Origin of the sequence: Pseudomonas sp. S34, from assembly GCF_009866745.1 — a bacterium.
In the GTDB taxonomy this organism is placed as follows: domain Bacteria; phylum Pseudomonadota; class Gammaproteobacteria; order Pseudomonadales; family Pseudomonadaceae; genus Aquipseudomonas; species Aquipseudomonas jessenii.
Genome location: NZ_CP019398.1, coordinates 2,109,766 through 2,133,127, shown reverse-complemented (window position 1 = coordinate 2,133,127; position 23,362 = coordinate 2,109,766). Strand labels below are relative to the sequence as shown.

18 protein-coding genes and 3 tRNA genes are annotated in these 23,362 nt (G+C 61.7%); 4 read left to right on the top strand and 17 right to left on the bottom strand.

Annotated elements, in window-relative coordinates:
• From PspS34_RS09450 to PspS34_RS09440, 3 genes are all read right to left on the bottom strand, one after another.
• The gene (locus PspS34_RS09450) at window positions 1–540 is read right to left on the bottom strand and encodes a (2Fe-2S)-binding protein (RefSeq protein WP_015095868.1); all 540 of its coding nucleotides are present in this window, start codon (window positions 538–540) and stop codon (window positions 1–3) included.
• A complete protein-coding gene (locus PspS34_RS09445; RefSeq protein WP_154860607.1) occupies window positions 533–3,364 on the bottom strand; it encodes a xanthine dehydrogenase family protein molybdopterin-binding subunit in 2,832 nt (943 codons plus the stop codon). Before PspS34_RS09445 ends, PspS34_RS09450 begins: the two co-directional genes overlap by 8 nt.
• A 176-nt stretch (window positions 3,365–3,540) precedes the next feature.
• Window positions 3,541–4,482 (bottom strand): LysR family transcriptional regulator, encoded by a 942-nt coding sequence (locus PspS34_RS09440; protein ID WP_150812509.1) that lies wholly within the window; start codon window positions 4,480–4,482, stop codon window positions 3,541–3,543.
• A gap of 125 nt (window positions 4,483–4,607) precedes the next feature.
• On the opposite strand from PspS34_RS09440, the gene PspS34_RS09435 reads away from it, so the two are divergent.
• From PspS34_RS09435 to aldA, 4 genes are read left to right on the top strand one after another with little or no spacing between them, the layout of a single operon-like run.
• The gene (locus PspS34_RS09435; protein WP_154860608.1) at window positions 4,608–5,903 is read left to right on the top strand and encodes an MFS transporter; all 1,296 of its coding nucleotides are present in this window, start codon (window positions 4,608–4,610) and stop codon (window positions 5,901–5,903) included.
• Window positions 5,904–5,920: 17 nt separating this feature from the next.
• Window positions 5,921–7,105: an L-rhamnonate dehydratase gene (gene rhmD / locus PspS34_RS09430; protein WP_008067008.1), complete on the top strand. Its 1,185-nt coding sequence runs from the start codon at window positions 5,921–5,923 to the stop codon at window positions 7,103–7,105.
• A gap of 14 nt (window positions 7,106–7,119) precedes the next feature.
• Window positions 7,120–7,920 (top strand): HpcH/HpaI aldolase/citrate lyase family protein, encoded by an 801-nt coding sequence (locus PspS34_RS09425; RefSeq protein ID WP_102668747.1) that lies wholly within the window; start codon window positions 7,120–7,122, stop codon window positions 7,918–7,920.
• Between the two features lie 19 nt (window positions 7,921–7,939).
• Complete coding sequence (gene aldA, locus PspS34_RS09420; protein WP_154860610.1) at window positions 7,940–9,373, top strand: aldehyde dehydrogenase; 1,434 nt, start codon at window positions 7,940–7,942, stop codon at window positions 9,371–9,373.
• 180 nt (window positions 9,374–9,553) lie between these two features.
• Here aldA and PspS34_RS09415 read toward each other — a convergent pair.
• The 14 genes from PspS34_RS09415 to PspS34_RS09350 form a co-directional block, all read right to left on the bottom strand.
• A tRNA-Asp gene (locus PspS34_RS09415) sits at window positions 9,554–9,630 on the bottom strand.
• A 105-nt stretch (window positions 9,631–9,735) separates the two neighbouring features.
• Window positions 9,736–9,812, bottom strand: a tRNA-Asp gene (locus tag PspS34_RS09410).
• 53 nt (window positions 9,813–9,865) lie between these two features.
• Window positions 9,866–9,941, bottom strand: a tRNA-Val gene (locus tag PspS34_RS09405).
• Window positions 9,942–10,124: 183 nt separating this feature from the next.
• Window positions 10,125–10,901 carry an SDR family oxidoreductase gene (locus PspS34_RS09400; RefSeq protein ID WP_057715567.1) on the bottom strand — a complete coding sequence of 259 codons (777 nt, stop codon included), beginning with the start codon at window positions 10,899–10,901 and terminating at the stop codon, window positions 10,125–10,127.
• Complete coding sequence (locus PspS34_RS09395) at window positions 10,898–12,109, bottom strand: O-succinylhomoserine sulfhydrylase (protein WP_057715568.1); 1,212 nt, start codon at window positions 12,107–12,109, stop codon at window positions 10,898–10,900. Before PspS34_RS09395 ends, PspS34_RS09400 begins: the two co-directional genes overlap by 4 nt.
• A gap of 81 nt (window positions 12,110–12,190) precedes the next feature.
• Entirely contained in the window at window positions 12,191–13,696 is a 1,506-nt protein-coding gene (purF, locus tag PspS34_RS09390; RefSeq protein ID WP_007975670.1) for an amidophosphoribosyltransferase, read from the bottom strand.
• 41 nt (window positions 13,697–13,737) lie between these two features.
• Window positions 13,738–14,298, bottom strand: coding sequence for a CvpA family protein (locus PspS34_RS09385; RefSeq protein ID WP_007975669.1), 561 nt, complete (start codon window positions 14,296–14,298; stop codon window positions 13,738–13,740).
• Between the two features lie 98 nt (window positions 14,299–14,396).
• A complete protein-coding gene (locus PspS34_RS09380) occupies window positions 14,397–15,065 on the bottom strand; it encodes an SPOR domain-containing protein (protein ID WP_057715569.1) in 669 nt (222 codons plus the stop codon).
• Complete coding sequence (gene folC, locus PspS34_RS09375) at window positions 15,049–16,356, bottom strand: bifunctional tetrahydrofolate synthase/dihydrofolate synthase (RefSeq protein WP_154860612.1); 1,308 nt, start codon at window positions 16,354–16,356, stop codon at window positions 15,049–15,051. Before folC ends, PspS34_RS09380 begins: the two co-directional genes overlap by 17 nt.
• A complete protein-coding gene (accD, locus tag PspS34_RS09370) occupies window positions 16,353–17,273 on the bottom strand; it encodes an acetyl-CoA carboxylase, carboxyltransferase subunit beta (RefSeq protein WP_008047319.1) in 921 nt (306 codons plus the stop codon). Before accD ends, folC begins: the two co-directional genes overlap by 4 nt.
• 191 nt (window positions 17,274–17,464) lie before the next feature.
• Window positions 17,465–18,091: a phosphoribosylanthranilate isomerase gene (locus tag PspS34_RS09365; protein ID WP_154860613.1), complete on the bottom strand. Its 627-nt coding sequence runs from the start codon at window positions 18,089–18,091 to the stop codon at window positions 17,465–17,467.
• Between the two features lie 63 nt (window positions 18,092–18,154).
• Window positions 18,155–18,979, bottom strand: a complete 825-nt coding sequence (truA, locus tag PspS34_RS09360; RefSeq protein WP_032829430.1) for a tRNA pseudouridine(38-40) synthase TruA — start codon at window positions 18,977–18,979, stop codon at window positions 18,155–18,157.
• Window positions 18,980–19,259: 280 nt separating this feature from the next.
• Window positions 19,260–21,881 (bottom strand): FimV/HubP family polar landmark protein, encoded by a 2,622-nt coding sequence (locus PspS34_RS09355; protein ID WP_154860614.1) that lies wholly within the window; start codon window positions 21,879–21,881, stop codon window positions 19,260–19,262.
• 206 nt (window positions 21,882–22,087) lie between these two features.
• A complete protein-coding gene (locus PspS34_RS09350; RefSeq protein WP_154860615.1) occupies window positions 22,088–23,098 on the bottom strand; it encodes an aspartate-semialdehyde dehydrogenase in 1,011 nt (336 codons plus the stop codon).
• Window positions 23,099–23,362 lie beyond the last annotated feature (264 nt).

Below are 23,362 nucleotides of genomic sequence, written 5' to 3'. Positions count from 1 at the left end.
TTAACCCTCCTTGACCAGGCCGAGATCGGTCAGCACGTTGCGGGTGGCGCTGTAGTAGCGCACGTACCCGGTGCAACGGCAGATGTGATGACCGAGGCTGTCCTCGATGACTTTTTCCAGCTGGCTTTTGACGATGGGCTGACGCTGCAGCTTTTCCACCAGCACGGTCGCGGCATTCACGAAGCCCGGCGCGCAGTAGCTGCACTGGAAGGCGAACTCGTCGACGAAACGCTGCTGGATCGGGTTCAGCTCGGTGACCTTGCCCTGCTCGTCGCAGGTCGCATGGCCTTCGATGGTCCGAACCTTCTTGCCTTCGAAATAGTGCGCGCCGGTGATGCAGGTGCGCACTTCTTCACTCGTGCCGTCCGGGTTGTCGACGATCACCACGCAGGCGTGGCAGATGCCCTGGCCGCAGCCCAGGCGCGAACCGGTGAGGTTCTTGTATTCGTGCAGGTAGTCGATCATCGGCAGGTCATCAGGGATGTCCACCGGGCCGACGGATTGACCGTTGAGGGTCAGTTGAAGCGGACGGTTAGCCATTGAGGGCCTCCTTGATGCGTGCAGAGGTGATAGGCAGGTCGCGGACACGTTTACCGATGGCATGGGCCACGGCGTTACCGATGGCACCGACCACCGGGATCATCACCACCTCGGCGATGCCCTTGGACGGGTCGCTCGGCGACAATGGCGGCAGGATTTCCGCGGTCTGTTTCCACACCGCGACGTGACGCGCCATCGGCAAGCGGTAACGGTTGAAGTTCCAGTCACCCTCCCCCGGCCCGCCTTCGTACAACGGCATCTCTTCCATCAGCGCATGGCCGATGCCCATGGCGATCCCGCCTTCGAGCTGACCCCTGACGAGTTCTTCCACCAGCACCCGACCGCACTCGACCCACGAGTGATGGTTGAGTACCGACACTTCGTTCGAACCCTTGTTGACCTTCACTTCCACCAGCGTCGCGACCGGGCTGTAGTAAGTCACCGCCGCGTTGTTCAGCTGGGTCGCCGGGTAAGCGATACCCTGCCGATCCAGCAGATGGAAACCGGCGCTGTTCATCTGCGCCTTCTTCGCCTTCGGTGCACCGTCGCCGTACTTCACGGCCAGACCGTCGAGCGGCAAGCGCTCACGCACGCCGTCGATGCTGAACTCGGCCTCGGCCCAGCTCCAGCGGTTGAAACCGTGCACAGTGGCGCCGCTCACCAGGCCACGTTCGTGAACACGCTTGGCCAGCATGGCGAAAGGCAGTGGCTCCATGCCGTTGGCCGTTAGCTTGCCGTCGACCCAATGGGCGTCTTCGCGACGCACCACGTAAGGGTTGGCCTGACCGCCGTAAGGGCCTTGTCGCCAGATTTCCAGCGCCGCCGGCCACAGGCCGTGGTTGAACAGCACGCGCGCCGCTTCACGGGTCGCGTGGCTGAAGTAGTACGCCGAGTTGGTGGCCGACGAAGCCGAAGCGACCTTGCCGACCCAGCGCGGATTGCGCAGGAAGTTGTCCTGCTCGGCCTGGCTCATGATGTACGGGTTGCCGCCACTGACCAGCTGCAACTCTTTCCATTCGGTTTCGCCGGTCTTCACTTCGTGCGCCGGAACACCGAGGAAATCGGCCACGACCATGGCCTGGGAGGTGGACATGCCGGTGCCGATTTCGATACCGATGTGGCGCAGGCTGATGCGACCTTCGGCGGTGAATTCAATGCTGGCCATCGGCGCTTCGGAACCGGTGCCGAAGTCTTTCTGGCAGATGGCGAAACCCACCCCGTACCAGTTGTCCGGATCGGCGGCTTCGCGTTGTTTCTTGATCGCGTCGCGGTTTTTCCAGGTGTCGTGGACTGCCGCCTTGTCGAGAATCTCGTGCAGGCGCAAGGCACCGGCCGGGATCGCGCCCTGGGTGTTTTTCATGCCCGAGCGCAGTGCGTTCTTGCGACGCAGCTCGATGGCATCGACACCGAGGCGACCGGCGATTTCATCGACCATCATCTCGGTCGCCGCCATGCTTTGCAGGGTGCCGTAGCCACGCATCGACCCGGCTTCAACGGCGCGGGAGTGATAAGCCGTGACCTGCAGATCGTTCTGCGGCATGTAGTAGATCGACTGTGCCGCCGTGGCGCCCACCGCAGCCACCGACGGGCTGTAGTTGATTCGTCCGCCACCGTCGACGCTCATCTCGGAGCGGAAAATCTTGAAGCTGTGGTCGTTCTTGTCCACCGCCAATTGGTAGCGAATGTCGAACGGGTGACGCTTGATGCCACTCTGGAACTGCTCGTAGCGGTCGTTGGCCAGGCGTACCGGTACACCGGCGCCGTACAACGCTGCGAGGGCTGCGTAGTAGACGAAAATGTTGTGGTCCTTGGAGCCGTAACCGACGGTGTAACCTGGGTGCATGTTCAGGTTGGCCAGGCCGAAACGCGACGGCGCGATCATCTTCGCGGTTTCGGTCGCGGCTTCCAGCGGACACTGGGTGGCGACGACGAAATGCAGGGTCTTGGTGGCCGGGTCGTACCAGCCGTTGCCGTTGTCCGGCTCCAGGGCGGCCGGTTCGATCGACGGGGTCTTGTAGCGTTCGTCGAACACCAGCCAGTTGTCCGGCGGCGTATCGATCTGCTGCTTCATGCGCTCGGCGTAGAACAACCCGCGCTCGGTCAAGTTGCCGTGCAGGTTCGGCTGGGAGTTCCACACCGGACGACGGTTTTTCAGCATCGGGAACAGAATCGAATCCTTGAGGCTGGCGAATTCGTCTTCGTCCGCCGAGGTCGCGCCGCCGACGCGCACGTAGCGGAAGCTGCCGTACGGATCGCCTTCGTAGAACGGCACCTGGGCACCGTAACGAATAGCCTTGTCATTGAATTTGAGTTGGTTCTTGGCCTGACGGAAGCGCTCGAAGTCGTTCCAGATCAGGATCGCCACCGGGTGGCCGATGAACATCGGCACCTTGCCGGCCGGCAACAGCGGATCCGGGGCGTGCTCCTCGGGGAACACGATACCGTCCTTGACCAGGTCTTCGGCGGTGACGATGCGGTCAGGTTGCAACTCGGCACCGAGCCACGACAGGTCGATGCCTGCAAAGATGTGGTCGGCCTTGATGGTTTTGAGCAGCATGGCGTGGCCTTGCTGCTGCGGCCAGCCCGGCATGTCCTTGGCGCGGATGTCGCGGGCAAAGACCTTGCTGCCGCAGACCTTGGACAAGGCATCGTTACGGGCGCGCGCCTTGCCATTGTTGCCGAGCCACTGCTCGGACGGCACGGTCACGCTGTTCTCCATCAAGGCGGCCAGCGCCTGGCTGCTCAATGGCGTGAGCGTCACGCTCACACCCGCTACCAGCCCGCCCTGAAGGAACGAGCGCCGGGATATATCACGGTTGGACATGGATCATCCTCTGGACGGTTATGGGGTCCGCCCTTCTGGTTATGTTCTGGAAATCTCGAGTCTTGCAGAAGCCCTTTTCGACGATGCAAAGGGCTGTTGTTGACAGTGCAAAGCTGACCGAAAGGTTAAGTTTATAGGCTTATGCCTTCGCGGAAAACTAAAAACTGACCAAGAAATCAAAAAACCGCGGCTTTTCGTCGCAGCAGATCGATGAACAACCCCAACTCCCGGCTGATGTGCTCGCCCTTGCGCAACAACAACCCGAATGGCGCCATCTGCACATCCAGTTCCACCGGCAACGCCACCACCAGGCCCATTTTAAGATAGTCGCGCAATGCGGTTTCCGACAGGACCATGATCGCGTCGGTCAGTTGAATCAGTTGCTGCATGGAGTACACCGAACTGCATTCGATGATGTCTGCCGGCAACGGCAACGCCAGGCGCTGCAACGCCTGATCCAGACCGATGCGCGCCGGACTGGTTTCCGGTTGCAGGATCCACGGCCAACCGCCGACCAGCTCCGCCATCTCCAGTTTTTTGCGCCGGGCCAGCGGGTGGCCGGCGTGCACCACCACCAGCAAGCGTTCGTTACCCAGTTGCTCGAAGACGTAATGCTCACTGTCGGTGGCGGCATTGCGCCGGGCGATGGCCAGGTCGATGCGCCCCTGCTCCAGCAACTGGATCACCTGGTCGCTGGTGTCGCCCATGATGCGGATCCGCAGCTGCGGATTGAGGGCCTTGATCTCGGCAATCGAATCCATGACCAGGTCCGGCGCCGCGCCCATGATGGTACCGATCGACAGATAGCCGTAGCCGCCCTGCTGCCGTGCCATCAGGTCCTCGGCACAACGGTCGAGGCCACTGAGGGCCGATTCGGCAAAGCGAATCAGCTCCTGGCCCAACGCTGTCGGGCGCATCCCCCGCGGCAGGCGTTCGAACAGATCGCAGCCGAACATGTCTTCAATCTCATGGAGCATGCGGGTTGCCGCCGGTTGCGACATGTTCAGGCTTTGCGAAGCGCGGTGCAGGTTCTGGCTGCTGCTGAGCGTCACCAACATGTGCAGATGCTTGTAACGCAGGCGATTGAGCAGGCTGCGGGAGATGATCGGTGTGGTCATGACGGGCCTTTTTTATCGATACCCTGAAGGTATCAGTTGTGAGCTAGATTCGATTTGTAACGCATCGATCAGCGGCCGTACAGTCTTCCCCATAAGAACAAATGCCCTACCAAAGGAAAACTGCGATGAAGACTCTACCCGCGCCTCTGCTCGCCAAAATTTCCTGGCGGCTACTCCCGTTTCTCCTGCTGATGTACATCATGGCCTTCCTCGACCGCGCCAACGTCGGGTTCGCCAAACAAGCCTTTCAAGCCGACACCAATATCAGCGATGCCGCCTTCGCCTTCGGCGCCGGGGTGTTTTTCGTGGGTTACGCGTTGCTTGAAGTGCCGAGCAACCTGATCCTGCACCGCGTCGGCGCCCGCCTGTGGATGTGCCGGATCATGGTCACCTGGGGGCTGGTCTCCGCCGCCATGGTCTTCGCCCACACAGAAACCAGCTTCTACATCCTGCGCTTTCTGCTGGGCGTGGCCGAAGCCGGCTTCTTCCCCGGCGTGATCCTCTACCTCACCTACTGGTTCCCCAGCGCCGTGCGCGGCAAGGCCATGGGTTTCTTCTATTTCGGTGCACCGCTGGCCTTCATCTTCGGCAGCCCGCTGTCCGGCCTGCTGCTGGAACTGGACGGCTTCGCCGGCTTCCACGGCTGGCAATGGCTGTTTGCCGTTGAAGGCCTGATGGCGACGGCGGTGGGCATCTGGGCCTACTGGTATCTGGACAACCGCCCGGCCGACGCCAAGTGGCTGACCGTCGAGGAACGCCAACAAGTGCAAAGCCTGCTCGATCAGGAAGACAGCCATAAACAGAACCACGGCCGCAGCCTGCTCAACGTGATCTGCCAACCCTCGGTGCTGTACCTGTGCCTGATTTACCTGCTGATCCAGGCCAGCGTCTATGGCGTGGTGTTTTATCTGCCAAGCCAGGTCGGAGGGCTGCTGGGGACCAAGGTCGGGCTGATGGTCGGCCTGGTCACGGCGATCCCCTGGATCTGCGCATTGGTCGCCGCCTACCTGATTCCCGGCTACAGCGACCGCACCGGCGAACGCCGCCGCACCGCCTGCCTGACCTTGCTCATGGCCGCCGCCGGGATCGCCTGCTCGGTGACCTTCAGCAACCCGCTGCTGGGGATCATCGCCCTGTGCTTTGCCGCCTCCGGCTTCATCGCCGTGCAACCAGTGTTCTGGACCTTCCCCTCCAGCTACCTCGCCGGTAGCGCCGCCGCGGCCGGGATCGCCCTGATCAACTCGTTCGGCGCTCTCGGTGGCTTCATCGCCCCGGTGCTGAAGAACTGGGCCGAAGGCGCCTTCCACTCACCGGCAGCAGGCTTGTACGTGCTGGCCGCTACCACCGTCATCGCCGCGTTGCTGGTGCTGGGCATACGCGCGCCCGGCCATAAAGCCTCGAACAAACCGGCCACCGTTTAAACCTGAGGAGTCACACCATGGGCATTCCAACCATCAAACACGTCCGCGCTTTCACTTTGCGAGGCGGTGGCGCGGATTATCACGATCAGGCGGACGGCCACTGGATCGACGATCACATCGCCACGCCGATGAGCAAATACCCGGAGTACCGCCAGAGCCGCCGCACCTTCGGCATCAACGTACTCGGCACCCTGGTGGTGGAAATCGAAGCCAGCGACGGCACCGTCGGTTTTGCCGTGACCACTGGTGGCGAACCTGCCGCGTACATCGTCGAGAAACACCTGGCGCGCTTCCTTGAAGGCGCCCGGGTCACCGACATCGAAAAAATCTGGGATCAGATGTACCAGTCGACCCTGTATTACGGGCGCAAAGGCATCGTCATCAACACGATCTCCGGCGTTGACCTGGCACTGTGGGACTTGCTCGGCAAGATCCGCCAGGAGCCCGTGCACCAATTGCTCGGCGGTGCGGTGCGCGACGAATTGCAGTTCTACGCCACCGGCGCCCGTCCGGACCTGGCGCAGAAAATGGGCTTCATCGGCGGCAAGATGCCGCTGCACCACGGCCCGGCCGAGGGCGAGGAAGGCCTGCGCAAGAACCTCGAAGAACTGGCCACCATGCGCGAACGCGTCGGCCCTGACTTCTGGCTGATGCTCGACTGCTGGATGAGCCTGGACCTCAACTACGCCACCAAACTGGCGGTCGGCGCCCACGAATACGGCTTGAAATGGATCGAAGAAGCCCTGCCGCCGGATGATTACTGGGGCTACGCGGCCCTGCGCAACAACGTGCCCAAAGGCATGCTGGTGACCACCGGCGAACACGAAGCCACCCGCTGGGGCTTCCGTATGCTGCTGGAGATGGGTTGCTGCGACATCATCCAGCCGGATGTCGGCTGGTGCGGCGGGATCACTGAACTGGTGAAGATCTCGGCCCTGGCCGACGCCCACAACGCGCTGGTCATCCCCCACGGCTCTTCGGTGTACAGCTATCACTTCGTCGCCACCCGGCATAACAGCCCGTTCGCCGAGTTCCTGATGATGGCGCCGAAGGCTGACGAAGTGGTGCCGATGTTCCACCCGCAATTGCTCGGCGAACCGGTGCCGGTCAATGGCCGCATGCGCCTGTCCGCGCTCGACCAGCCAGGTTTCGGCGTGACCCTCAACCCCGAATGCCAACTGCATCGGCCGTATAACCGCTGAGAAAGGAGTTCGACATGAACATGCCGCACAACGCGTTCAAGGCCGCGCTGAACAGCTCAGCGACCCAATATGGCATCTGGGCCGGGTTCGCCACCGGCTACGCCGCCGAGATCGTCGCCACCACCGGTTACGACTGGATGCTGATCGATGGCGAGCACGCGCCCAACACCGTGCCCGGGGTACTCGCTCAATTGCAGGCCGTGGCGCCTTACTCGACCGCGCCAGTGGTGCGCGCAGTGAATGGCGATGCCAACCTGATCAAGCAACTGCTGGACATCGGCGCACAGACGCTGATGATCCCGATGGTCGAAACCGCCGAGCAGGCACAGGCACTGGTGCGCGCCATGCGCTACCCGCCCCACGGTATTCGCGGAGTCGGCGGCGGCCTGACCCGCGCCACCCGCTGGGACGGCGTGCCGGACTACCTGAATACCGCCCATGAACAACTGTGCCTGATCGTGCAGGTGGAATCGCGCACCGGTGTGGAAAACGTCGCAGCGATTGCCGCCGTCGAGGGTGTGGATGCGGTGTTTATCGGCCCGGCGGATTTGTCGATCGGCCTGGGCCACGCCGGCAACCCCGGCCATCCGGAAGTCCAGGAGCGGATTCAACACGCGGTGAACGCCACACTGGCGGCCGGCAAGGCCTGCGGGATTCTTGCCCCCAACGAAGAAGACGCCCGCCGCTACCAGCGCTGGGGCTGCCAGTTCATTGCAGTGGCCATCGACATCAGCCTGCTGCGCCAAGGCGCCATGGCCACCCTCGCCCGCTACCGCGAACCCGCTGCCACTCAAGCGCCGTCACGCACTTACTGATCCGCCAAGGAGTCGCACCATGTCATCCGTGCCTGTTTACGAAAACTTCATCGACGGCCAGTTCGTGGCCAGCGCTGCCCATCTCGATGTGATCAACCCGGCCACCGGCGCCGTGCTGTCGAAAGTCCCGGCCTCGACCGCCGAAGACGTCGAGCGCGCCCTCGCCGCCGCCCGTGCCGCCCAGAAAGGCTGGGCGCGCAAACCGGCCAATGATCGCGCCGGCCACTTGCGCCGGATCGCTGCCAAACTGCGGGAAAACGTCGCGCACCTGGCGCGCACCATCACTCTGGAACAAGGCAAGATCAGCGGACTGGCGGAAGTCGAAGTCAATTTCACCGCCGACTACCTCGACTACATGGCCGAATGGGCCCGGCGCATCGAAGGTGAAATCATCACCAGCGACCGCCAGAACGAAAACATCTTCCTGTTCCGCAAACCACTGGGCGTGGTGGCCGGGATCCTGCCGTGGAATTTCCCGTTCTTTCTGATCGCTCGCAAGATGGCCCCGGCCCTGCTGACCGGCAACACCATCGTCATCAAGCCCAGTGAAGAAACCCCGAACAACTGCTTCGAATTCGCCCGGCTGGTGGCCGAAACCGACCTGCCGCCCGGCGTGTTCAACGTGGTCTGCGGTGACGGCCAGGTCGGCGCCGCCTTGAGCTCGCACAAGGGCGTGGACATGATCAGCTTCACCGGCAGCGTCGACACCGGCTCGCGGATCATGGCTGCCGCCGCACCGAACATCACCAAGCTCAACCTGGAACTGGGCGGCAAGGCACCGGCCATTGTGCTGGCGGATGCGGACCTCGACCTGGCGGTCAGGGCGATCCGCGATTCGCGCATCATAAACAGCGGGCAGGTGTGCAACTGTGCCGAGCGGGTGTACGTCGAACGCAAGGTGGCGGATCAATTTATCGAACGCATCGCAGCGGCCATGAGCGCGACCCGTTATGGCGACCCGATTGCCCAGCCCGACGTCGAGATGGGCCCACTGATCAACCGCCAGGGGCTGGAAAGCGTCAACCGCAAAGTCCGCACCGCGCTGAGCCAGGGCGCAAGCCTGATCAGCGGCGGGCAGATGGCCGACCTGCCCAATGGCTTCCATTTCCAGCCAACGGTGCTGGCGGGTTGCCGCGCGGACATGGAGATCATGCGCGAAGAGATTTTCGGCCCAGTGCTGCCGATCCAGATAATCGACGACCTGGACGAAGCCATCGCCCTGGCCAACGACTGCGACTATGGCCTGACTTCATCTATCTACACCCGCGACCTGAACAAAACCCTGCAGGCCATGCGTGAGCTGGATTTTGGCGAAACCTACGTCAATCGCGAGAACTTCGAAGCGATGCAGGGCTTCCACGCCGGCGTGCGTAAATCGGGTATTGGTGGCGCGGATGGCAAGCATGGGCTGTATGAGTACACCCATACTCATGCGGTGTATTTGCAAGGCTGATTGCCGAATACCAACAACCGAGCAGGAGCGTGCTTGCTCGCTCCTGCAGAATGGGTCGCAAAAACTTAAATCGCAGAAACAAAAAACCCCGGTCTTTCGACCAGGGTCTTTGCTATCGACTCGAAGTAACCAGTGGCTTCTTCGTAGCTCCAAGGCGTTCAGTGGGCCTCGGGGCAGATATGGCGCAGCGGACGGGACTCGAACCCGCGACCCCCGGCGTGACAGGCCGGTATTCTAACCGACTGAACTACCGCTGCGTATCGCTTTGAGCTGACGCTCAAGTAACTTGTCTGATTGAAAGCTCCGAGATTTTTCAATCTCTCTTTCAATCTCGAATCAAGGCATGCCTGACTCGGAAAATATGGCGCAGCGGACGGGACTCGAACCCGCGACCCCCGGCGTGACAGGCCGGTATTCTAACCGACTGAACTACCGCTGCGCGTCGGTGGAGGCATTTCAGCCTACCTCTTGCTTTCGCAAGTATCTCGGAAGTGGTGGGTGATGACGGGATCGAACCGCCGACATTCTGCTTGTAAGGCAGACGCTCTCCCAGCTGAGCTAATCACCCGTTTGCATCTCCGAGGCCGCGAAATTTACGCAGGTAGCGAACCTAAGTCAATACCCTGCTTGAAGTTTTTCTGAAAAAGACAAAATTCTTTCAATCGGGAGGGCACCTACAGCAGTCAGACCGCTTGCTCGCGAAGACGGCGGCACTTTCAACATCAATGCTGAAGACAGCTTCCTTGTCCGATTACTCGCTGTAAATCATCTTCTTGGTCATGCCGCCATCGACCACGAATTCCTGGCCGGTGACAAATCCGGCATTCCTCGACAGCAGCCAGGCCACCATCGCCGCGACATCCTCGACCTTCCCCACCCTGCCCGCCGGATGCTGGGCATGATCGGCCTCGGTCAAGGGTTCGGCACGTTGCACCGAGGGGTCGCGCGCATCGATCCAGCCAGGACTGACGGCATTGACCCGGATCTCCGGGCCAAGGCTGATGGCCAACGCATGCGTCAGGGCCAACAAACCGCCCTTGCTCGCCGCATAGGCCTCTGTGTCGGGCTCCGACTGCCCGGCGCGGGTCGAGGCCAGATTGACGATGGCGCCGCTGTGAGCGCGCAGGTACGGTGCACAGTGCTTGGCCAGCAACATCGGCCCACTGAGGTTCACCGCCAACACCCGATTCCAGTGAGCCAGGTCGAGGCTTTCCAGGGTGATGTTGTGCGGATCGGCAACCGCTGCATTGCATACCAGCGCATCCAGGCGCCCGAACTGACCGAGCACCTCGGCTACGCCCAGCGCGACTTGCCCCTCGTTGGAGACATCCATGGCGATGAACCAGGCGTTGTCGCCCAGCACTTTCGCCACTTTCGAACCCCGCTCCCGATCCAGATCCGTCAGCACGACTTGCCAGCCTTCGCTGATCAGCCAGGCCGAAATCCCCAGGCCAATGCCCCGCGCAGCACCGGTCACCAGCGCTACGCGGCCATTTGAGCCGGTGGCCGGCGCAGACAACTCGATCACAACGCAGCCAGGCCGCGTGCCAGATCGGCTTGCAGGTCCGCCACGTCTTCCAGGCCGACCGCAACGCGGATCAGGCTGTCACGAATGCCCGCCGCTTCACGCTCTTGCGGCGCCAGGCGACCATGGGAGGTGGTGCTCGGATGGGTGATGGTGGTTTTGCTGTCACCCAGGTTGGCGGTGATCGAAATCAGGCGCGTGGCGTCGATAAAGCGCCAGGCGCCCTCTTTGCCGCCCTTGACCTCAAAACTGACGACCGCACCGAACCCCTTCTGCTGGCGCAGCGCCAATTCGTGCTGCGGATGGCTCTTGAGGCCGGCGTAATGGACTTTCTCGATACCGTCCTGCTGCTCCAGCCACTCGGCCAGTTGCTGGGCGTTGGCGCAATGGGCCTTCATCCGCAGGTTCAACGTTTCCAGGCCCTTGAGGAAGATCCAGGCGTTGAACGGGCTCAGGGTCGGCCCGGCGGTGCGCAAGAAACCAACCACCTCTTTCATCTGCTCGCCGCGACCGGCCACGACGCCGCCCATGCAACGACCCTGGCCGTCGATGAATTTGGTGGCCGAGTGCACGACGATGTCCGCGCCCATTTTCAGCGGTTGCTGCAATGCAGGGGTGCAGAAGCAGTTATCGACCACCAGCATCGCGCCTTTGGCGTGAGCGATTTTCGCCAGTTCAGCAATGTCCACCAACTCGGCCAGCGGGTTGGACGGCGATTCGACGAACAGCAATTTGGTGTTGGCCTTGATTGCCGCGTCCCAGCCGGACAAGTCCGCCAAGGGCACGTAATCGACTTCGATACCGAAACGCTTGAAATACTTCTCGAACAGGCTGATGGTCGAGCCAAACACGCTGCGCGACACCAGCACGTGATCGCCGGCGCTGCACAGGCTCATCACCACCGCCATGATCGCGGCCATGCCGGTCGCGGTGGCCACGGCCTGCTCGGCGCTTTCCAGCGCGGCAATGCGCTCTTCAAAGGCACGCACAGTCGGGTTGGTGTAGCGCGAGTAGACGTTGCCCGGCACTTCGCCGGCAAAACGCGCGGCGGCATCGGCGGCGGTACGGAATACATAGCTGGAAGTGAAGAACATCGGATCACCGTGTTCACCTTCCGGCGTACGGTGCTGACCGGCACGTACGGCCAGGGTATCGAACGCTACGCCTTCGAGGTCGCTGTCCAGCCGACCGGCATCCCAATCCTGACTCATGCTGTCACTCCTTGCCTTGCTCTTGATAGATAAAAGTCTTTTTGCCAGATACAAAACCGGCCCCTCAGGGCCGGTAGTTACTCAGTTGTTGTACAGATCGATGATCGCACTGACTGCCTGCGTCTTGACCTTGGAGGCATCGTTGCGTGCCTGCTCGATCTTGTTCAGATAAGCCTCGTCGACGTCGCCGGTGACGTACTGGCCGTCGAACACCGCGCAATCGAACTTGTCGATCTTGATCTTGCCGCCCCCGACCGCTTCGATCAAGTCAGGCAAGTCCTGATAGATCAGCCAGTCGGCACCGATCAGGTCTGCCACGTCCTGGGTCGAACGGTTGTGGGCGATCAGCTCGTGAGCGCTCGGCATGTCGATGCCGTAGACGTTCGGGTAGCGAACCGCTGGTGCCGCGGAGCAGAAGTAAACGTTCTTGGCGCCGGCTTCGCGGGCCATCTGGATGATCTGCTTGCAAGTGGTACCGCGAACGATGGAATCGTCCACCAGCATCACGTTCTTGCCGCGGAATTCCAGCTCGATGGCGTTGAGCTTCTGGCGTACGGATTTTTTCCGCGCGGCCTGGCCCGGCATGATGAAGGTCCGGCCGATGTAGCGGTTCTTCACGAAGCCTTCGCGGAACTTCACGCCCAGGTGGTTCGCCAGCTCCAGGGCCGCGGTGCGGCTGGTGTCCGGAATCGGGATGACCACGTCGATGTCGTGATCCGGACGCTCGCGCAGGATCTTCTCGGCGAGTTTCTCGCCCATGCGCAGACGGGCCTTGTAGACCGAAACGCCATCGATGATCGAGTCTGGACGCGCCAGGTAGACGTGTTCGAAGATGCACGGGGTCAGGGACGGGTTGGTCGCGCACTGACGGGTGTACAGCTTGCCCTCTTCAGTGATGTAGACCGCTTCGCCCGGTGCCAGGTCGCGAATCAGGGTGAAGCCGAGCACGTCCAGGGAAACGCTTTCCGAGGCGATCATGTACTCGACGCCTTCGTCGGTGTGACGCTGGCCGAAAACGATCGGGCGGATGCCGTGCGGGTCGCGAAAGCCCACGATGCCGTAGCCGGTGATCATCGCAACGACGGCATAACCACCGACGCAACGGTTGTGCACGTCGGTGACGGCGGCGAAAACGTCTTCTTCGGTCGGCTGCAACTTGCCGCGCTGGGCCAGTTCGTGCGCGAACACGTTGAGCAGTACTTCCGAATCGGAACTGGTGTTGACGTGGCGCAGGTCAGATTCGTAAATCTCCTTGGCCAGTTGTTCAACATTGGTCAGGTTACCGTTGTGCGCCAGGGTGATGCCGTAAGGCGAGTTGACGTAAAACGGTTGAGCTTCAGCCGACGTCGAGCTGCCCGCGGTTGGATAACGCACATGGCCAATACCCATGTGACCGACCAGGCGCTGCATGTGACGTTGCTGGAACACGTCACGCACCAGGCCGTTGTCCTTGCGCAGGAATAACCGGCCATCATGGCTGGTCACGATACCGGCAGCGTCCTGGCCGCGGTGCTGGAGGACGGTTAGCGCGTCATACAGCGCCTGATTGACGTTCGACTTACCGACGATACCGACGATGCCACACATGCGACGCAACCCCTACTTAATGGATCTGAACTGAGCACTACTCACTGAGGCGTTTTGGCCATCGGCAAGAGTTGCTCCTTGAACGGAATATCAGCGGGTACGCTGATTCCGCTGGCAAGCCACTGACTGCTCCACCCGAGGATCAGGTTTTTGGACCAGTCTGCAACCAATAGAAATTTTGGCACGAGCTGTGACTCTTTCCACCACCCGTCCTGCTGTACCGGCCCCAGGCTCAACAGCCCGACGGCGATAACCACCAGCAACCCGCCACGGGCGGCGCCGAAGGCCATGCCGAGGAATCGGTCGGTCCCGGAGAGCCCGGTGACGCGAACCAGTTCGCCGATAAGATAATTGATCATTGCGCCTACGATTAAAGTGGCGACAAACATGATGGCACAGCCCGTTATTATACGTGCCGATGGCGTTTGAATGTACCCGCCGAGGTACTCGGACAGTGAGCCACCGAACATCCAGGCTACGACTCCTGCGATGATCCAGGTCAGCAGCGACAGCGCTTCCTTGACGAAGCCGCGGCTCAGACTGATCAATGCGGAGATGGCGACGATTGCAACGATCGCCCAGTCAACCCAGGTAAATGGCACAGTGCAGCCTACAGACGGATAAGGCGGCGCATTTTAGCAGAGCCCATGCTTATCGGTAAGCTGCGATTGTCAGTGCATTTCATATCGGGGCGATAGTTTTAGCCACGTTCCGGTTGAAAGCGCACCACAAACCCCTTGAGGTTCTGTTGGCGGTTAAGCAAGTCACGCAGCCGGTCGGCTTCGGCACGCTCGATCAGCGGCCCGACAAACACCCGATTTTTGCCGTCGGCGGTACGGATGTAGGCGTTGTAACCCTGGCTGCGCAGGGTTTTCTGCAGTTTTTCCGCGCTTTCACGGTTCGACAGGCTGGCCAGTTGCACCGACCAGCTGACAGACAAACCATTGGCATCGACACGGCTTTGCGTGGTGTCCGGCTTGCCCGGTGCCGCGGTGATCGGCTGGGCAGGCGCCGTTGCAGGCTTAGCCGCCAAAGCCGGGACCGGCGCGGGTGCAGCCGGCTTGGCTGCTGGCGCTGGAACCGCAGGCGCTGGAGCCACCGGAACAGCTGGCACCGCCGATTCCTGCTGGGCGATTTCGTCATCGCTCGGCACGGGTTCCTGAGGCAGGGCTTGCGGCTCAGGCACCGCCACGGGCTCGACCTGTACCTGGGGCATCGCCGGCGCCTGCGGAGCCGCGGGCGCTTCGACCGTCACCTGGCGCTGTTCGTCCTGGCGGGAAAACAGCATCGGCAGAAAAATCACCGCCAGCGCGACCAACACCAGGGCGCCAACCATGCGCTGTTTGTATGCCTTATCCAGCAATGCCATTTGCCGCTTCCTCCGTGGAGCGCCGGGCCAACCACTCAAGGGCCTCGGCGACACAATAAAATGATCCGAACAACAGGATTTCGTCGTCGCTCGTGGCCTGCGCGCACTGCCCTTCCAGGGCGGCCGCGACACTGTCGTATGACGTGACCGACGCACCAAGACCTTGCAACGCGGCGTGCAAATCCGCAACCGAACGTGCCCGAGGCGAATCCAGAGGCGCGACGGCCCAGTGCTGGACACTAGCATTCAATTCACCGACAACACCACCCAGGTCTTTGTCCGCCAGCAACCCGAACACCGCCAGACGCTTGCCGACCGGCGGGCGACTGGCCAGGCGACGAGCCAGATACTCCGCCGCATGGGGGTTATGCCCCACATCCAGCAATAGATTCAAGCGCTTGCCTTGCCACTCGAACTCACGGCGATCCAGGCGACCGACCACCCGGGTGGCCCGTAGCGCCTCGATAATCTGCGCATCCGCCCAAGGCAAGCCGAGCAGCAGGTAAGCCTGCAACGCCAGCGCGGCGTTTTCCATCGGTAGATCGAGCAGTGGCAGGTCGCGCAGCTCCACCGCGCGCCCTTGCCCATCGACACCGCGCCATTGCCAGTTGTGATCGGTCACACCGAGGTCAAAATCGCGCCCACGCAGGAAAAACGGGCAATTGAGCTCGCGCGCCTTGTCCAGCAGAGGTTGTGGAGGATTCAGATCGCCGCAGAGCGCAGGCGCGCCCTGACGGAAAATACCGGCCTTCTCGAAGGCCACGGACTCCCGGGTATCACCGAGGTAATCCGCATGATCGACGCCGATACTGGTGACCAGCGCCATGTCGGCGTCCACCACGTTGACCGTGTCCAGACGACCGCCCAGACCGACTTCCAGCACCACTGCATCGAGCCCGGAGCGCTGGAACAGCCAGAATGCCGCCAGGGTGCCCATTTCGAAGTAAGTCAGGGACGTGTCACCGCGCCCGGCCTCTACCGCGGCAAAGGCCTCGCACAGCTCGGCATCCGTGGCTTCGACGCCATTGACTGTTACCCGCTCGTTGTAACGCAGCAGGTGTGGGGAGTTGTACACCCCCACTTTCAAGCCCTGGGCCCGCAGCAAGGACGCCACGAACGCACAGGTGGAACCCTTGCCGTTGGTCCCGGTGACCGTGATCACCCGAGGCGCCGGCTTGCCCAGTCCCATACGGGACGCTACCTGCTGCGACCGCTCCAGGCCCATGTCGATGGCTGAAGGGTGCAACTGTTCAAGGTAGGCGAGCCATTCGCCAAGGGTACGTTGGGTCATAGGCTGGCTGGCACCGGCGGAACCACGATCGGCTCGATAGGGGCAGCCACGAACTTCGGCGTCGGCAGGCCCATCATTTGCGCCAGCAGGTTGCCCAGACGCGGACGCAGCTCCTGACGGTCGATGATCATGTCGATGGCACCGTGCTCCAGCAGGAACTCGCTGCGCTGGAAGCCTTCCGGCAGTTTCTCGCGCACGGTTTGCTCGATCACACGCGGACCGGCAAAACCGATCAACGCCTTCGGCTCGCCGACAATCACGTCGCCCAGCATCGCCAGACTGGCGGAAACACCGCCGTAGACCGGGTCGGTCAACACGGAGATGAACGGGATGCCCTCTTCACGCAGACGGGCCAGCACCGCGGAGGTCTTGGCCATTTGCATCAGGGAAATCAGCGCTTCCTGCATCCGCGCACCGCCGGAAGCGGCGAAGCAGATCATCGGGCAACGTTTTTCCAGGGCGTAGTTGGCGGCGCGAACGAAACGCTCACCGACGATGGCGCCCATCGAACCGCCCATGAAGGAAAATTCGAACGCCGAAACCACGACCGGCATGCCCAGCAAAGTGCCACTCATGGAAACCAGTGCGTCTTTTTCGCCAGTCTGCTTTTGTGCAGCGGTCAGGCGGTCCTTGTACTTCTTGCCGTCGCGGAATTTCAGACGGTCAACCGGTTCCAGGTCTGCACCCAGCTCGGCACGGCCTTCAACATCGAGGAAGATGTCGATACGGGCGCGGGCGCCGATACGCATGTGATGGTTGCACTTGGGGCAAACGTCCAGGGTCTTTTCCAGCTCCGGACGATACAGCACAGCCTCGCAAGACGGGCATTTGTGCCAAAGACCTTCAGGCACCGAGCTCTTCTTGACCTCGGAACGCATGATCGAAGGGATCAGTTTGTCTACTAACCAGTTGCTCATGCTTTCTTTCTCCAGTACCGGCGGCCCGAACGCTCTGGTTCGCGGCCCCGTGTATGCCCTAGCGCTAAATTCATGTGTGCGGCGATGATCAGTGAATGGCCGGGTCAGCGAAACGTGACCTGCGTACCACCCCATGACCCTCAGCCGTTTTGTACAGTGCAGTGGACGGCGGCAGACTGCCAGCCGTCACATCAACGGGTGCTACCACGTACCGCTTTGATAAATGCCTGAATCTTTGCGTGATCCTTGATGCCCTTGCTCGCCTCAACCCCGCCGCTGACATCCACGGCATAAGGCCGAACGCGGGTAATCGCTTCGGCGACGTTATCCGGCGTCAGACCGCCCGCCAGAATGACCGGCTTGCTCAGGCCTTGCGGTATCAGTGACCAGTCAAACGCCTCCCCGGTTCCTCCGGGAACGCCTTCGACATAGGTGTCGAGCAGGATTCCACTGGCACTTGCATAAGCATCACAGGCCGCGGCGATGTCATCACCCGCCTTGACCCGTAGCGCCTTGATGTACGGCCGGTGCCAGCCTTCGCACTCAGCGGCGGTTTCGTCGCCATGGAACTGCAACAGGTCCAGCGGCACGGCGTCGAGGATTTCCCCCAGCTCGCAACGGCTGGCATTGACGAACAAGCCCACGGTGGTCACGAACGGCGGCAGCGCCTTGATGATCGAGCGCGCCTGCTGGACCGTCACCGCACGGGGGCTTTTGGCGTAGAACACGAATCCGATGGCATCCGCCCCGGCCTCGACGGCTGCCAACGCATCCTCTATGCGGGTAATCCCACAGATCTTGCTGCGAACGGCTGACATGTCGATACAACTCCAAGACAAATCCGGGAAAGTCCCGGATGGTAACAAAAGCGTTCGAGGGCGTCAGCCGCCAAGTTCCGAGAAGCCGGTCAGGAAGTGCGGACCGATGTAGCGCTCGGGCAACTCGAACTCGTCACGGTACTCGACCTGAACCAGATACAAGCCGAATGGATGCGCGGTCACGCCACCGGTCCGTCGAATCCGGCTCTCCAGCACCTCTTTCATCCACTCCACCGGCCGCTCTCCGGCGCCAATGGTCATCAGCACACCGGCAATGTTGCGCACCATATGATGCAGGAAGGCGCTGGCGCGAATATCCAGCACGATCATCTTGCCGTGACGGGTAACGCGCAGGTGATGCAATTCCTTGATCGGCGACTTGGCCTGGCACTGACCGGCGCGAAAAGCGCTGAAATCATGGGTGCCGAGCAGGTACTGGGCGGCCTCGGCCATGCGCTCGACGTCCAGCGGACGGTGGTTCCAGGTCACCTCTTCGTTCAAGTGCGCCGGGCGGATCTGATCGTTGTAGATCACGTAGCGATAACGCCGGGCAATGGCCTTGAACCGCGCATGGAAATGCGCCGGCATGACCTTGGCCCAACTGACACTGACGTCATGGGGCAAGTTGATGTTGGCGCCCATGGTCCAGGCCTTCATCGAACGCTCGACCTGAGTGTCGAAATGCACCACTTGTCCGCAGGCATGCACCCCGGCGTCGGTACGCCCGGCGCACATCAGCGAAACGGGCGAGTCGGCGACTTTGGACAAGGCGTTTTCGAGGGTTTCCTGCACGGTGAGCACCCCGGACGCCTGGCGCTGCCAGCCGCGGTAGCGCGAGCCTTTGTATTCGACGCCCAGCGCGATCCGGAAAAAGCCGTCGGCTGCCATTTCGGCGGCCGGGTTATCTATATTTGCCAAGGAGGGACAGCCTGATGATGTACCAAAGGCGGGCATTATAAGGCCGCCGGGCGGGGATGCCAGAGAGTTCTCCATTGACTGTCCCGGCCTCATCGCGGGCAAGCCCGCTCCCACAGTGATTTATGTTGTTCACAAAACCTGTGGGAGCGGGCTTGCCCGCGATGAGGCCCGAGCAAACAACATCCATTAATGAGCCAAACAAAAACGGCAGCCTCAATGGGCTGCCGCTTTTTTTCAATCTGCCGATCAATCAAGCCAGGCGCGCAAGCATCTCCGCGGCTTCACTCTTCTGCTCGGCACTGCCTTCGCTTACCACCTCATTGAGGATGTCGCGAGCACCGTCGCTGTCGCCCATGTCGATATAGGCCTGAGCCAGATCGAGCTTGGTAGCGGCTTCGTCAGTGCCCGAGAGGAAGTCGAAGTCATCATCGCTATCCAGCGCGGCATCAGCTTCGGTAAAGGTCGGCTCGCCGATGCTGTTGGACAAGCTCTCCAGTTCGGCGTTGACATCATCCAGCTCTGCCGCGAACGCATCCGGCGCGTCCAGTTCCTCGGCCAGCGACAGATCGAAATCGGCCGGCAACTCCAGATCATCCAGCGCGACCTCAGGAACAGCCGGGGTTTCGGCAACCGGGAAATCCTTCACGCCCTCATCCAGATCCAGCAGGAAATCGTCTTCAGCCAGCATCGCCGGCGACGGTTGCGCACCGAGATCCAGGTCGAGGTCGAAGTCCGACAGATCGTCGAGGTTTTCCTTGATTTCAGTCTGCTGCTGCAACACCGACTCAAAGCTCAGATCGTCGTCCAGCGGGAACTCACCAAGGTCTGGCAACGCCGCCACATCAGGCTCCGCTGCAGGTGCAGGTGCCAAAGGCGTAATCGCGTCCAGATCATCCAGGCTCAGGTCGAAGGCGCTGTCGAGGTCATCCTCGAACGGTGCTGGTGCTGGTGCTGGCGCTGGTTCTGGTTCTGGCGCCGGTGCTTGCGGCTCATCGAGCAACAGCTCCTTGACGTATTGCGCATCCAGTTCGGCAGCAACGGCGGCCGCGGCGATGCCACCGGCAGCCACCAGCGCCATGGCCGGGAAGCGACTTTTGAGTTTTTCAACCTGGGCGAAGTTGTCGCCATTAGCCACCAACTGACGCTCCTGGCCGACGAACGCATCGCGGTCGCCTTGCTGACCGTAGACTTCCATCAGTTTCAAGCGCAGATCGCTGCGCTTGGGCTCTTGCTTGACGCCGTCCTCCAGCAACGCGGCGGCCTGATTCAGGCGACCGGCATTGATGTGCGACTGAGCCTGACCCAGCACGTCGTCGGAACGCTCGGCAGCCGGCGCCACCAATGGTGCGGCGATCGGCGTGGTCATCACCACCGGAGCAACCACCGGCGCTGGCGCGGGAGCAGGCGTCGGGGCAGTCGCCAGCTTCACGCTCGGCGGCGGAACTTCCAGGCCTTCGAAGCTGCTTTCCGGCAAGTCGAAATCGGCCGAGAACGGCTGATCTTCGGCCAAGGCACGGGCCATGCGCAGATGTTTCTCGGCTGCTTGCTGGGCTTTGCGTCGACGCGCCAGCAACAGCAGCAGGAGCAGGAGAATCACCGCACCGCCACCGACCAGGCCCAGCAACAGCGGATTGGTCAGCAATTCATTGAACTTCTGATCGTCAGATGCCGCCGGTGTCGCCTCGACGGGCTTCTCGGCTGGCGCGGGCGTTGCCTCAGGGGCAGGCGCAGCGGCAACCGGTGCAGGCGCTGCCTCCGGGTTGGCAGCCAGCTCGGCCGACATTGCCGGCGCGGTCGCAGCCGCTGGAGCAGCCGCAGCGCCCTCGGTTTGCAACTTGGCCAGTTGGTTGTTCTTCAACTCGATCAGGCGCTGCAGCTTGTCTACCTGGCTTTGCAGATCGGCCATGCGGCTTTTCAGTTCGGCGTTATCACGACGACTGGTGTCGAGGCTTTCCTGGGTCACCGCCAGCTTGTTGCTGAGGGCCTTGGCATCTCCGGCAGCCCCTTTGCCAGGGTTCTTGCCGGACTCGGCAGACACCAGGCTCAACTTGTCGGTGGCCGCTTGCGCCGGAGCACCCTCGGTACGAGCGCGATTGGTGGCGTCGAGCTGTTGCTGCCCTGCCCCGGGTTTTGCCACATAACGGCGACCCTGGCGCCAGGCCTTGTTCTGTGCGGCCACTTCGGCAATGGCCTTGGCTTGCGGCAGGCCGGTGCTCTGCGCCTGGTCCGGCATGCGCAGCACCTGGCCGGTCTTCAGGCGATTGATGTTGCCGTCGATAAAGGCATCCGGGTTCAACGCCTGGATGGCCAGCATGGTTTGCTGGATCGAACCGCCATTACGCGCCTTTGCGGCGATTTCCCACAGGGTATCGCGCGGCGTGGTGGTGTATTGGGACGGTTTGGTCGCACCGGTGACGGGCGCGGCAACCGTCGAGGTCGGCTGCGCAGCCGCTTCAGCGGTTTGCGGCGAGAATTTGGACGGATCGAGCAGCACACTGTAGTCGCGCAGCAAGCGGCCGTTCGGCCACATGACCTGAACCAGGAACTTCACCATGGGTTCGGAAAGTGGCTTGCTGGAGGTCACGCGCAGGATGCTTTTGCCGCTGGCGTTGAGCACCGGGGTGAAGGTCAAGTCGTTGAGAAACGCCTGGCGGTCAACACCGGCCTTGGCGAAATCGTCTGGTGAGGCCAGGCTCGGTACCACTTCGGCGGCGGTGAGTTCCTTGACATCGAGCAGCTCGATTTCCGCCACCAACGGCTGGTTGAGCGTCGATTTCAGGGTCAACTCCCCGAGCCCGAGGGCATGCGCCATACCGGAGGACAGCGCCGAGGCGGCCGCTATTGCTAACACCAGTTTGCGAACTTGAACCATTAGCTCATCCTTAGTTTGAACATTCCTCGGCCAGCGAGAAGGTATTGATAGTCGCTGCCGTAAGGCATTGCACGCAACGGCGAGGGTCGTCGCGCGCGGTCATTTCATTGATGCCCGGCAAAGCCCCGCAGAGTGGCTCTGCCTTCAGCACTCCGGCAAGCATAGGCTCGCGCGGAATCATTCGACAAATTGTTGCAAAGTATCTTTTACAGCAGGTCTTTTATCAACAACTCGGCCAGCTGCACAGCGTTGAGCGCCGCGCCTTTGCGTACGTTATCTGACGTCAGCCACAGATTAAGTTCCGACGTGTCGTCAATACCATGGCGAACCCGACCAACGTAGACCACATCCTGGCCTACCGCATCGCCCACCGGGGTCGGGTAATCACCGGCTTCCACCAGTTCGATGCCAGGGGCGTCTTCCAGGGCCGCATTGACTTTCCCCAGGTCGATTTCACTCGCGGACTGCAGGGTCACGCTATAGCTATCGCCAAAAAACACCGGGGCTTGAATGCAAGTGACGGAAATCTTCAATGAAGGCCGCGCCATGACCTGGCGCAGCTCACGCACCAGGCGTTTTTCCAGCAGCGTATGACCTTGCTCATCCGGTTTACCGACCTGGGCCAACAGGTTGAAGGCCATTTGCCGATCAAAGAATTTCGGCTCCAGCGGCCGCACATTCAGCAGCTCGGCGGTTTGCCGGGCGAGCTCGCTCACGGCTTCGCGGCCCTGGGCCGATACCGCCAGGCTGGCGGTCAGGCTGATGCGCTGCAAATCAAGCAAATCCATCAGTGGCGCCAGCACCACCGCCAGCGTGGTGGCCGACGGGCTTGGACTGCTGACCTGAAAGGGTTTGTTCAAGCCGGCCAACACCTGAGCATTGGCTTCAGGCACAACCTGTGGCGCCTTTTCGGCCGGCAGGGCACCGGAGAGATCGATAACCGAGCAACCGGCATCGGTCGCGCGGGAAGCGAAACTCAACGAAACCGCCGGGCCGGCGGCAAAGAATGCCAACTGCACCTTGCTGAAGTCGAACTGATCGACTTCCCGCACCCGCACGTTCTTGCCGCGAAACGGCACCGAACTGCCGGCCGACTCGCTGCTGGCCAACAGGTGCAGGTTACCGATCGGGAAATCGCGCTCTTCGAGAATCTGCACAAGTGTTTCGCCGACAGTACCGGTGGCGCCGATCACGGCAATATCAATGGTCTGGCTCATGGGTTTTACCTCTGGCGAAACGGGGGGAGCGGCACTTTACCGGGTGGGGGGCATGCAGGCAATTCTGCCGGAAATTTGCTGCGGCTGTACCGGCCCCTTCGCGGGCAAGCCCGCTCCCACAGGTTTCAGTTGTGCATACAAACCTTGTGCTCGACACCGAACACTGTGGGAGCGGGCTTGCCCGCGAAGAGGCCAGTATGGGCAATCAATAACTTTCAGACTGTCAGGAATAAAAAAACCCGCGCCTCTTGCAAGGCGCGGGTT